This window comes from Cyanobium sp. ATX 6A2 (assembly GCF_024346355.1).
In the GTDB taxonomy this organism is placed as follows: domain Bacteria; phylum Cyanobacteriota; class Cyanobacteriia; order PCC-6307; family Cyanobiaceae; genus NIES-981.
Window position 1 is genome coordinate 78,433 of record NZ_JAGQCU010000012.1, and the last position, 10,587, is coordinate 89,019.

At 65.2% G+C, this 10,587-nt stretch carries 15 protein-coding genes; 11 read left to right on the plus strand and 4 right to left on the minus strand.

Annotated features, from left to right (window positions below; genetic code table 11):
• Positions 1–98 precede the first annotated feature (98 nt).
• Entirely contained in the window at positions 99–617 is a 519-nt protein-coding gene (locus KBY96_RS11475) for a hypothetical protein (protein ID WP_254979552.1), read from the minus strand.
• Between KBY96_RS11475 and KBY96_RS11480 the strand changes: the two genes are divergently transcribed.
• The 4 genes from KBY96_RS11480 (at position 567) to KBY96_RS11495 (ending at position 4,795) form a co-directional block, all read left to right on the plus strand.
• Entirely contained in the window at positions 567–2,675 is a 2,109-nt protein-coding gene (locus tag KBY96_RS11480; RefSeq protein WP_254979551.1) for a SulP family inorganic anion transporter, read from the plus strand. The genes KBY96_RS11475 and KBY96_RS11480 overlap by 51 nt on opposite strands.
• Before the next feature lie 85 nt (positions 2,676–2,760).
• Entirely contained in the window at positions 2,761–3,114 is a 354-nt protein-coding gene (locus KBY96_RS11485) for an STAS domain-containing protein (RefSeq protein WP_254979534.1), read from the plus strand.
• Positions 3,115–3,128: 14 nt separating this feature from the next.
• Entirely contained in the window at positions 3,129–3,581 is a 453-nt protein-coding gene (locus KBY96_RS11490) for an ATP-binding protein (RefSeq protein WP_254979535.1), read from the plus strand.
• A 74-nt stretch (positions 3,582–3,655) separates the two neighbouring features.
• On the plus strand, positions 3,656–4,795 hold the full coding sequence (locus tag KBY96_RS11495) for a SpoIIE family protein phosphatase (protein ID WP_254979536.1): 1,140 nt from the start codon (positions 3,656–3,658) through the stop codon (positions 4,793–4,795).
• Between the two features lie 203 nt (positions 4,796–4,998).
• Here KBY96_RS11495 and KBY96_RS11500 read toward each other — a convergent pair whose 3' ends face one another.
• Complete coding sequence (locus KBY96_RS11500) at positions 4,999–5,358, minus strand: hypothetical protein (protein ID WP_254979537.1); 360 nt, start codon at positions 5,356–5,358, stop codon at positions 4,999–5,001.
• Positions 5,359–5,423: 65 nt separating this feature from the next.
• Between KBY96_RS11500 and KBY96_RS11505 the strand changes: the two genes are divergently transcribed.
• The gene (locus KBY96_RS11505; protein ID WP_254979539.1) at positions 5,424–5,651 is read left to right on the plus strand and encodes a hypothetical protein; all 228 of its coding nucleotides are present in this window, start codon (positions 5,424–5,426) and stop codon (positions 5,649–5,651) included.
• A gap of 51 nt (positions 5,652–5,702) precedes the next feature.
• On the opposite strand, the gene KBY96_RS11510 is transcribed toward KBY96_RS11505, so the two are convergent.
• The gene (locus KBY96_RS11510) at positions 5,703–6,014 is read right to left on the minus strand and encodes a zincin-like metallopeptidase domain-containing protein (RefSeq protein ID WP_254979540.1); all 312 of its coding nucleotides are present in this window, start codon (positions 6,012–6,014) and stop codon (positions 5,703–5,705) included.
• Between the two features lie 71 nt (positions 6,015–6,085).
• Here KBY96_RS11510 and KBY96_RS11515 point away from each other — a divergent pair, with 71 nt between their 5' ends.
• From KBY96_RS11515 to KBY96_RS11530, 4 genes are all read left to right on the plus strand, one after another.
• Entirely contained in the window at positions 6,086–6,787 is a 702-nt protein-coding gene (locus tag KBY96_RS11515) for a YcgJ family protein (protein ID WP_254979541.1), read from the plus strand.
• Between the two features lie 357 nt (positions 6,788–7,144).
• Positions 7,145–7,531, plus strand: coding sequence for a helix-hairpin-helix domain-containing protein (locus KBY96_RS11520; RefSeq protein WP_254979542.1), 387 nt, complete (start codon positions 7,145–7,147; stop codon positions 7,529–7,531).
• 97 nt (positions 7,532–7,628) lie between these two features.
• Entirely contained in the window at positions 7,629–8,723 is a 1,095-nt protein-coding gene (locus KBY96_RS11525; RefSeq protein ID WP_254979543.1) for a calcium/sodium antiporter, read from the plus strand.
• A 71-nt stretch (positions 8,724–8,794) separates the two neighbouring features.
• Complete coding sequence (locus KBY96_RS11530; protein ID WP_254979544.1) at positions 8,795–9,043, plus strand: hypothetical protein; 249 nt, start codon at positions 8,795–8,797, stop codon at positions 9,041–9,043.
• On the opposite strand, the gene KBY96_RS16550 is transcribed toward KBY96_RS11530, so the two are convergent.
• Positions 8,953–9,219 (minus strand): HepT-like ribonuclease domain-containing protein, encoded by a 267-nt coding sequence (locus tag KBY96_RS16550; protein ID WP_396122317.1) that lies wholly within the window; start codon positions 9,217–9,219, stop codon positions 8,953–8,955. The genes KBY96_RS11530 and KBY96_RS16550 overlap by 91 nt on opposite strands.
• On the opposite strand from KBY96_RS16550, the gene KBY96_RS11535 reads away from it, so the two are divergent.
• Positions 9,163–9,603, plus strand: coding sequence for a hypothetical protein (locus KBY96_RS11535; RefSeq protein WP_254979545.1), 441 nt, complete (start codon positions 9,163–9,165; stop codon positions 9,601–9,603). The genes KBY96_RS16550 and KBY96_RS11535 overlap by 57 nt on opposite strands.
• Before the next feature lie 37 nt (positions 9,604–9,640).
• Positions 9,641–10,456 carry a hypothetical protein gene (locus KBY96_RS16415; RefSeq protein WP_254979546.1) on the plus strand — a complete coding sequence of 272 codons (816 nt, stop codon included), beginning with the start codon at positions 9,641–9,643 and terminating at the stop codon, positions 10,454–10,456.
• Positions 10,457–10,587: the final 131 nt, after the last annotated feature.

Below are 10,587 nucleotides of genomic sequence, written 5' to 3' on the forward strand. Positions count from 1 at the left end.
CTGGGCCAGGGCAGGAGCCACCAAGGTGAGGGCAGAGGCCAGACCGATCAAGCTGGCGCTGCAACGGGACGAGCGCATGGCCGCAAGGTCAGGACACCTCACCGTATGGTCTCCACTAACAGGAGAGTCAATGGGGGCTTGACTCTCTCGCTGACAGGAGGCTCTGCGTTGAGATCCGCTGCTGCGAACTGGAGATCAACCACACCCGCTTCCACCGGTATCCACGGCTTCTTTGAGCCCTGCAGCGGCTGCAGCCCTGCCGGAGGACACCCGGGTGTGGTGCGCCGGCGCTGCGGCCTGGCCACGGTCCCCAGCACCATCGCCAGCGAGCGGGCCACCAACTTGTTTCCGAGAACACAGGAGACGGCGCCGAACTGGCGCGTCTGCGCAGCAGCAAGGATGATTGGCTGGCGCACGAAGCCTTGGTTCATGGCGCCACGAGCCATGGAATGAGTTCCCATTCGCTCCCCGGTGAGCAGGGCGGGAAGCAGAACCTGCCTGCCACGATTGCTGCCGGACTCACGGTTGGCAGCCTCTCCGCCTTCGCACAGATCTCCTTCGGAGCCCTGCTCTTCTCTGGATCCCTCTCGGGAGGCATGGGAGAGGGTGTCAGCCATACGCTGCTCGGGGGGGTGCTGATCGGGAGCGTGATGGCGCTGGGGGGCTCGTTCCCCGGCACGGTGGCCCGACCCCACGAACTGCCGGTGATCGTGCTGGCGCTCCTGGCGGCCCAGCTGGCCCACCGTCTGCCCAGCGCCGCACCCGGCGCCGATGTGCTCGCCACCGTGACCGTGCTGATCATGGTCAGCACCGCCGTGTTCGGCCTGACGGCCCTGCTGCTGGGTCGCTGGGGGGCCGGCAACCTGTTCCGATACCTCCCCTTTCCGGTGCTGGGAGGGTTTGTGGCTGGCACCGGTGGCCTGCTGGTGAAGGGAGGGCTCACGGTGATGCTGGGCGTGTCGGCTGATCAGTTGACCTGGTCAGCGCTCATCGACCCAGCCCTGCTGGGCCGCTGGTTACCCGGCCTGGGCTTTGCGGTGCTCATGGTCGTCGGGACGCGGCGCTGGCCGTCCTGGCGGACCATCCCGATCTTCATGATCAGCGGCATCGCCGCCTTCCACCTGCTTCTGGGCCTGACCGGCGGGAGCCTGGGCTCGGCGATGGTGGGCGGCCTCGTGCCGTCGTTGCCAGCCGAGATGGCCGCCCGCAGCCTGGTGCCCGCCGCGCTGGCTGGTCCTGTGGCCTGGAGAGAGGTGGCCGCCAGCCTGCCGGACATTCTCGCGGTGGCCTTCCTGGCCAGTCTTGGCACGCTGCTGAACGCCAGCGCCATCGAAGTGACGGTGCGCCGGGAGCTGGATTTCAACCGCGACCTGCAGATGGTGGGCCTGGCCAACCTGCTGGCAGCGCTGGTGGGCAGTCCGGCGGGATTTCACTCCTTGAGCTCCACCGCCCTTCCCGACCAGATGGGGGCCCGGGGACGGGCGGTGGGGCTGCTCGCAGCGCTGGTGTGCCTGGCCGCCTGGCTGGGGGGACCCAGGCTCCTGGAGGCGATCCCGTTCGCCGTGACCGGAGGGTTGCTCGTGTTCCTCGGGATCTCGCTGGTGGCCAACTGGCTGCTGGACCGGCGCAGCTTCCTGTCGCCGCTGGAGAACTCGGTGCTACTGGCCATCCTGGTGGTCACCATGCTGGCCGGCTGGGTCGCCGCCCTGGTGGCGGGCCTGGTGCTCGCCCTGGTGCTGTTCGTGGTCGACTACAGCCGCATCTCCGCGGTGCGCAGCCTGATGACCGGCCGCACCCGCCGTAGCCATGTGGATCGCAGCCCCGCCCGCAGCCGCCTGCTCGAGCGCTACGGCGATTCGATCCTGGTGATCTGCCTGCAGGGGCATCTGTTCTTCGGCACGGCCCACATCCTGCGCCGCACCATCATGGAACGGCTGGAGGTCCCCTCGGCTTCCAGGCCGCACTGGATCCTTCTGGACATGCGGCTGACCAGCGGCCTGGACGCCTCGGCGCTGTACACCTTCCAGCGACTGGCTCAGATCTGCGAGAGCGCCGGCATCGAACTGCTGTTCAGCGGACTCTCGTGCGACACCCTACGGCTGCTGCTGCGCTCCGGAATCCTGCAGGGCGGACGGGAGGGCCAGCATTGGTTCGCGGATCTGGACCACGGCCTGGAGTTCTGCGAGAACGAACTGCTCTCCCTGCATACGGTGCAGGAGAGCAAGGAACCGCTGGCGCTGATGGAGGCCGGGGAACTCCGCGGCCAGGGCGATCAGCAGGCCTTCGAGCGACTGCTGGAATGCTTCGAGGCGGTGAGCTTCCCGGCCGGCAGCACGATCATTTGGCAGGACCAGCCCCCCGGCGATCTGATTCTGCTGCTCTCAGGTCGTGTGGTTGTGGAGCGACGCCCAACGCCGCAGGGTGCACCGATGCGGTTGCGCACGATGGATCCCGGCACCTGCGTGGGGGAGATCGGCTTCTACCTGGGCACACCCACCAGCGCTTCGGTGATCTGCGAGGAGGAGGTGAGAGCGCTGCGGCTCTCGCAGAGCGCGCTGGCGGAGCTGGAGAAGGACGCGCCGGAGGCGGCGATGTTGCTGCACCGGCTGGTGGCCCGCAAGCTGGCCCAGCGGCTGATCAGCACCAATCAGCTGGCCACTGCCCTGGCCGGGTGATGTGTCCTGGACGACAGCAGCTCGGGGACCCGAACCCCAGGCCAGGGCTACGGTTCAGAGCAGTGATCAGAAGCCTTCCCCCCCGATGACCACCACTTCCATCGAGCACGAGGATCTGGCCGAGGACCTGCGGCGCATCCGCCTCAGCGGACGCCTGGACATGGTGGGCGTGGGCGAGATCGAGATGCGCTTCACCTCTCTGGCGGCGAGCCGGCCGATCCGGGTGCTGGTGGATCTCACCGGCGTGTCCTTTCTGGCTTCGGTGGGTCTGCGCTGCATCATCCACAGTGCCAAGGCACTCGAGCTGAAGGGCGGCAGGATGGCGCTGCTGCTTGGAGAGAACACCGTGGTGCGCGGCACCCTCGACACCGTCGGGGTCTCGGACATCATCCCGGTCTGCGACGACGAAGCCGCCGCCATGGACGCGCTCACCGTGTGACCCCCAGGTTCCGGATGGCTTCCCCTCCACCTCCCGCCGCGATCCCCTTGGAGATCCAGGCCGCCCCCCTGGAACTCCGCCGAGCTTCAGCCTGGCTGCGGGCCAGTGGAGACAGCATGGCCGTGCCCGCCGTGCAGATCGACCGGCTCGAGATCTGCCTCAACGAGGTGCTGGCCAACCTGCTGGAGCACGGCGGCACCAAAGAAAGCGGTGAACCGATCCTGCTGCGGCTGTACACCATCACCCCCGATGCCGGCGCCGGCGTGCGGCTGGAGATCAGCGATGGCGGTCTTCCCTTCGATCCGCTCGTGGCCAGCGACAAGCCCCTGCCCTCCAGCCTGAGTGAAGCCAGTCCGGGAGGACTTGGCCTGCGCCTGGTGCGCGCCTACACCGATGGCATGGCCTACCGGGTTCTGGAGCACCGCAATGAACTAAGTATCGAGATGCACTGGTCACCGCAATCCTGAGCAACGATCCCGACCCACTGGCCCGTCCCTCAGCCCCCCGGCATGGCTACGGCTGGATTCCCCTGTTCCGCGACGTGGACGAGGCGCTGCTGGCCCGTCGGCTCGAGTGCTGTGAGGTGCGGCACCTCAGCGCTGGCACCGACCTGCTGCGCCCCGGCGAGCCCAACGACACCATCTACGTGCTCCTTTCCGGTGAGCTATGGGTGCACCTCAGTCCTGAGGCCCGGGCGGACCAGAGCATTCCGGTGGCGGTGGGCGAATGCATCGGCGAGTTCTCCGCCATCGACCAGCAGCCGGTGTCGGCTCTCGTGCGCTGTGAAGGCGAGGCGGTGGTGCTCTGCCTGCAGGGGGAGTTCTTCTGGAGGCGCCTGGTGCCCCTGCCCGGCGTGGCCCGCAACCTGATGCGGGGTCTCACCCACCGGGCACGCACCGCCAACAGGCTCACCCTGGAGGCCCTGCGCGAGCGGCTCGAGCTGGAGCATCTGCGCAAGGAACTCGAGCTGGCGCGCGAGCTTCAGGCCGGCATGCTGCCGTTGCGCCATCCGCTCGTCCCGCAGCGCCCAGACCTGGACATCAGTGCACGGATGGAACCCGCTGCCAGCGTTGGCGGTGACTTCTTTGACGCCTTCCTCGTGGGCGATGGGCGGCTGTTCATCTGTATCGGCGATGTGTCGGGCCATGGCATCGGCGCGGCCCTGTTCATGGCCCGCGCGATCGGTCTGCTGCGCAGCCTGGTGATGGGCGCCTCCTGTCCCGCATCCGTGCTGGAGCAGCTCAACGCCAGCCTCTGCGAAGGCAACGAGACCTGCCTGTTCGTGACCTTGTTCTGCGGCTTCCTGGATACCGCGAGCGGGCGGCTGGAGTACTCCAATGCCGGCCACTGCCCGCCCCTGCTGGTGAGGAGCGGGCAGGTGACGGAGCTGCCCCTGCCCCAAGGCCCGCTGGCGGGCGTTCTCCCCAGGGCCACATTCAGCAGCATGGAAACCCATCTGGAGCGGGGCGATCTGCTGTTCGCCTACACCGACGGCATCACCGAGGCTGAGGATGGAGATGGCAGGCCCTTCGGCACTGAGGGCTGCCAGCGACTGTTGGGAACCCTGCACAACGCGGCACTGCCAGGGATCCTCGATGCGCTGCGCAGCGAACTGCACAGCTTTAGCCAGGGCCGCAGCCTGGAGGACGACTGCACACTGCTGTTGTTTCGGCGTACCTGAGCCTGCGGGTGCAGGGGAGTTCCTGGGCTCTGGCATGGGAGCCGATTGGCCAGCAGGACGCATTCAAGGGCAGGTGGGTGGCCGTGCTCGTCCAGGAGGTCTTCCAGCTGGAGCAGGACGAAGCCTTCGATGTGGCTGCGCAGGCTCGCCAGTCAACCTGAGTACTGCAACCGGGGTGGGCGCCTTGAGGCCGGAGTTGAGATTCAACGCCTGATGCCGACACGCACAGGACCATTGTACTCAACTCGCGACAATCTGCCATCGGGAGAGACCAGGATTACCGTCTCAAGCGTTCCTATTTCCCCCTTTGCATCCCAGCCGGGAGCACCTCCAAGGAAGCGGAAGCGATAGCCCCCTGAACTCTCTTGCACCATGCAACTGCCGCCGCCAGTTTGATGCATGCATTTTTCTGATGAATAGTTACTCAGCCCATCATTAATCACTTCGGCTTGCATGCGTGCAAGGTTGGCGGCACGCATTTGCGACTGACTAATAGTCTGTGCGAAGGCGGAAGGGGCGAGAACAATAAGAAGGGATGAGATGGCTGGAATGAGCTGTTTCATGAGAGTCGATAAAGAAGAGAATTGAATGGAAATTGAGGAGGCAGCTGACGATCCGCAAGAAGGATGTGGGTGCTGCGTTTGGATCGATATCAGATGGGTCTTCGACAAAACAAAAACTCAGCCCCTATTGCCAAGGCGGAATCATGCTGCTTCGCTTTCCCCTTGGCTTCGATGCAATTCACATGGCCTGCTTGGCGAAGGAAGTGGCTGAACCGCTCAGCGATGCTTTGATCAAGGATCGGGTCGATGGGCTGGCAGTCCTTATTTCTTCTAGACAGGTCAGTTCGCTCTGATCCTTTCGAGCTGAATCGTTGCGGCAACGGCCTGTCCAGAGCTCTGCCGCATCAGTGCCGAAGGGGCCTCTGGGGAAGTTGCGAAACATGAACGCCCCAGGAGCACACTGCCCAGCTCGGCCACCAGCTCCTCAGGGGCATCGCTGCGGGAGCCGAAGACCCGGACAGATCCCGCTTGAGCCGCGGCGCGTGGCCGCTGGCGTGGATGGCCTCGTGGTCCCAAGCGGCATAGAGAGCCGCGGCCCCGTGGATGCTCTCGCGCTCCGGCAGCTGGATGCGATCCGTTGGCGTAGCCGATCGGTTGGAACAGGCTTGCCTCAGCCATGCGCTGGAATGATGCCTAGCTTTTGGATAGGAATTCAAGTCTCGCGAATATGGTCCGATCAGCTGTCACGCTGTTCCCGTTCGCCCTGCTGTTCGGAGGCGCAGTCCTGGTGAACACCCCGGTCCAGGCACAGTGGTTCACCGGCGCCATCACCAACCCAACCCCCGGGGTGCTCTGCGATCGCAACGCCCAGCGTTGCTTTGACAACCAGGGCCCCTCGATCTCCCTGACACAGCGCTATCTGGGTAACAGCGCTGGCCAGCGGCTTTCCGCCGAGCAGAGCGGCAGGCCCAGGCCGTCGGAATTCCAGCTCAGCAACGGCACGCTCTGCAGTGTCCCAGACCAGACCTGTTGGAGCGACGGCTCGAAGAAACGGACCAGGAACACGACTCTCAGCGAGCAGCTGTTCGCTTCGACCACCGTTGACACTTCCGGCAATGAAACACAGGCAGCACGCTGCAGCCTGCACCAGCAAGGGCGGGGTATTTATGACGGTCCCTGTGAAATCCGTGTTGTGAGTCGCGACGGCAATCTCCAACGCTATGCGGCGATCTTTCCCGATGGGCGCCGCTACCAGTTCCGCCGCAGCGGGGATGCCCTCCAGCTCGAAGACGCCACAGGCACCTGGCCCGTTGAGTTGATTGATCATGGCTACACCGGTGTGTTCCGGTGGAGCACCATGTTGCTGGTCGCCACTCGCGAGCACAGCCAGATGCGGCCTCTCGCAGGTGCTGATAGTCCGGAACCAGGCTCATCGGTCTCGCCGTTCAGCCCCGGGCAGCTGATCGATCTGCTCTTCTTCCGCAACTGAAGCCAGCGGCGCAACAGCCGCAGGCTCACTTGCTGCAGTGGTGGGCGGCTCACGGTGTCCACCACCGGTACGTCGTCGCTCCGAAACGGTGTTCGCCGCCGCCGCCTGCCGCGTCCCCGCACAATCACCACCGCATGCAGTTCCTGAAGCCCGGCTTCACCCAGGCGGCTGCTGCCCTGGGCCCATTCCTCCACCCGGTCGAGCGCACGCCAGTCGTTGCACACCTCTTGTTCCGCCTTACTGCCTGCACGATCCGCAGCGCCGATGGCGCAGCAGGTGAGCGCTGCATCCCCTACCCGCTGATCGGCCCAGGGCGTAGCTCCCAGGCACAGCGCACTGCGGCGACTGGATCCATTGGTGCAGGGATTCGATGACCTGCTGGAGCTGGTGCTCGCCCGCCTGGATCGCCCCACGGCCCGTCAGGGTGGGCTTGATGAAGACCTTTGTCGGCAGGTCACGGCTGTTCTCGATCGCCTGCGTGCCCATTGCCGGATCATCGACCTGCCCAATGTCGGTCCCGTGATCGCGGGTGTCCTGCGGTCCCTTGGCTGCGCCACGCCGGCTGATCTGATCGGCTGCGATGCCATCGACCTCTACCAGCGTCTCTGCCGGCAGCGGGGGGGCCGGCAAGATCCCTGCGTGCTCGATGTCTTCCTGTCGATCGAGCGATTCCTGGCCGGCGAGGAGCCGCGCCCATGGTGGGCCTACAGCCAGGAACGCCGGCGCCGTTTTCCCAACCTCTGATCAGCGGGCAGCTCAGCAAGACAAAAGCGCCCCATGTCGGGCGCCTTGAGGACGGTTGCCGGGTTGCTCCAGAATTCTGCGAACTTTCCATTCCCAAATGTCTGACTATCTGGTCAGCACCCTGCAGATCGTGCTGGGCATCGCCTTGCTCTTCGGTGGCGGCGAACTGTTCGTTGCCGGCTCGGTGGCGCTCTCCCTGATGCTGGGGATCCCTCAGATCGTGATCGGCCTCACGGTGGTGTCGCTGGGTACCAGCGCACCGGAGCTGTTCGTGAGCCTGATCTCCACGATTCAGGGAAACCTGGGCATCTCCGGCGCTGACAACCTGGCGGTGAGCAACATCGTGGGCAGCAACATCTTCAACGTGCTGGTGGTGCTTGGCCTCAGCGCGCTGATCGTGCCGCTGCGCGTGAAGAGCCGGCTGGTACGGCGGGATGTGCCCCTGCTGCTGGGGGTGTCGATGGCGGTGTGGGGCATGGCGTCCACGGGGCGGGTCACCTGGCAGTCGGGTGCGGCCCTGCTGGTGGCCTTGGTGATCACCACGGTGTGGGAGGTGCGCACCGCCCGAGAACATCCCGATGAAGGCGATGAGATCGATGCCTCGGAGCGCAGCACCCCCTCGGTGGCCGCCGTCAAGCTGGCGGCGGGCCTTGGCCTACTGGTGGGCGGCTCCCAGCTGCTGGTGCAGGGAGCCACGGCGGCTGCGCTGGCCCTGGGAGTGAGCACTACCGTGATCGGCCTCACGATCGTGGCCGCCGGCACCTCGATGCCGGAGCTGATCACCTCCTTGGTGGCGGCCTACCGAGGCAAGGCCGATCTTGCCATCGGCAATGTGATCGGCAGCAATCTTCTCAACCAACTGCTGATCCTGGGACTCAGTGCTGCCGTGTCTGGAAGCCGGGGCCTCGGGGTGGATCCGGTGATGATCCAGCGGGATCTGCCGATCATGGTGCTCACCACCCTGGCTTGCCTACCCATCTTCTGGAGCTATGGCGTGATGACGCGCCTGGAGGGCGGCGTTCTGGTGTCGCTCTACGGCGCCTATCTGCTGGAGCAGCTGCTGGTGAACCTTGGCTCGGGGTACACCGATGAATTTCATCTCATCGTGCTGGTGGGGCTGCTTCCGGCGGTGATGATTTTACTGGCCTGGCAGGTGCTCGCCTGGCTGAAACTGCGCCGTCAGCCCGGCTGAGCGGATGCCCACGCTGTTGGAACAGCTGACCCGGGGAATCCTGGCGCCTGTCGACACCAATCCGCTCCGTGGTGGTGATGTCCCTGGCCGGGTTCCTGATCCAGTGCGTCACAGTGGCCATCAGGAGCCCAGCTGCGCTGCACCTGGCGCATCGATGCGGACGTGAGATCGGGGAGGGGGGTGCGGATCAGACCGGGCTCGATCACGATCACGTCCAGCCCGAAGGCTTTCAGTTCCAGCAGCAGCGCGTCACCCAGCGCCCGGCGATCGAGGGGCTCGAGGATGGCCCCCCGTTCGGCCCTCTCCTGACCCTCCAGTAACTGCGCCCCCTGAGGGGCACGGTGAGCTCGACCCGGAACACATGGGCGAGGGGCCGGCTGGCAGCCGATCTCCTCCCGCAGGGTGACCGTGATCTCCTCGAGTCCACCCGGTTGTAGGCATGCATCAACACATCGCGGATGCCAGACATCTCACGCCAGGGAATCTGCTGGTTCATCTCAAGCGCCTGTTTGCGTTGTCGAAGCCAGAGCTCGACGACAAGGTCTTTCTTCTGCTCGGCATCGACAAGATTGGGATCCTGCTGTTCTTCCTGATTCCCAGCATTGCCCTGCGGCTTGTCTCTTCACCGCCACCGGCATGGAGCGGCCATGCCGATCACGATGGCCAATCACCATGGCGGATCGCACGGCTGCCAGCCCTGCTGACGCTTCTGGTGCCGGTGCTTGACGGCCTCCTCGCGAGCTCGCCTGTGGCGGCTCCAGCGGATGTGCCCCAGGCAAGGCCTGGTTTGAAAGGCGAGCTGAGTGGCAATCGAGACGACTCGATGTTGCGAATTTCTGCTTTCTCAAGCGCCCATCTTTCCAGCTCAGGCTGGCCATAGTGGGGCTTGTTCCGGGCCAGCTGAATATTCCATATCGGTGCCGACCCGCGAAGAACGACAGGCGCTGGCCCATCACCGCCACACGCCGAGCGTGTCGATTGTGCTCCCCACCACGCCGATCACTCCGGACACGGACGTGGACAGGCTCCAGCTCCGGGCTCTGGCAGAAGAGGCGATCAGCCAGCTGGAGGCTGCCGGCACTGAGCGGGCTGCTTTGGCCGATCTGCAGGAGGCCTTCGACAACCTGATCGAGGACGACGATTTCTGGCGGTTCCAGGCCCGCTCCCTGCTCGTCTATGCCACGCCCGAGACCGTGATCACGTACCGGTTAGCCAGCGTGGAACCGCTCGTTGCCGTTTCCGATCGCTTTCACCTCAAGCCCCTGCTCCGGGCCACCGGTTTCACCAACAATGGCTACGTGCTGGCCTTGCCAACGGCCGAGGCCACATCAACGACCGTTCTCCTCGCGGCCGGATCACGGGCTCTGAGGGAAAAAAAGGTAAGGCTGCGGCAGTACGTCCGTCAGGTCGACCGAGCCTTGCGGGAACGACTCGCCGGCCGCGACGTTCCCCTGGTGCTGGCCGCGGTGCAGAGCCTGGGCGCGATCTTCCGATCGGTCAACACCTACCCCCACCTTGCGGCTGCCGGCATTGAGGGCAATCCCGAGCGGCTGTCCGATGGCGAAATCGCCCAGGCCGCACGCAGTGTGCTGGATGGACTCAACCAGCAGCGGCTGGCCGACTGGCGTAAGCGCTTTGTTCAGCGCCGCAATCAGGGTCGAGCCAGCACTGATGTCGCCCAGGTTGCCCGGGCTGCAACCTTCGAGGCGGTAGCGCCCCTCCGAGTGGTGTAACTCAGGAGGTCCTGTGACCCTCTCCGGAGGGTGAACAGGAGCAGTCAGGGGATGACTGCCTGGAAGCTGATTGCGCAGCTCCGTTTATCCACTATGAACCCTGATCGCTGAATGCGCAACTCGGCGATCGG

Excerpts from the sequence above, each read along its gene's own strand:
- KBY96_RS11500 (WP_254979537.1), bottom strand. The coding sequence starts at position 5,358 with ATGAAACAGCTCATTCCAGCCATCTCATCCCTTCTTATTGTTCTCGCC.
- KBY96_RS11525 (WP_254979543.1), top strand. The coding sequence starts at position 7,629 with ATGTCTGACTATCTGGTCAGCACCCTGCAGATCGTGCTGGGCATCGCC.
- KBY96_RS11475 (WP_254979552.1), bottom strand. The coding sequence starts at position 617 with ATGGCTGACACCCTCTCCCATGCCTCCCGAGAGGGATCCAGAGAAGAG.
- KBY96_RS11490 (WP_254979535.1), top strand. The coding sequence starts at position 3,129 with ATGGCTTCCCCTCCACCTCCCGCCGCGATCCCCTTGGAGATCCAGGCC.
- KBY96_RS11535 (WP_254979545.1), top strand. The coding sequence starts at position 9,163 with ATGCATCAACACATCGCGGATGCCAGACATCTCACGCCAGGGAATCTG.
- KBY96_RS16550 (WP_396122317.1), bottom strand. The coding sequence starts at position 9,219 with ATGAACCAGCAGATTCCCTGGCGTGAGATGTCTGGCATCCGCGATGTG.
- KBY96_RS11485 (WP_254979534.1), top strand. The coding sequence starts at position 2,761 with ATGACCACCACTTCCATCGAGCACGAGGATCTGGCCGAGGACCTGCGG.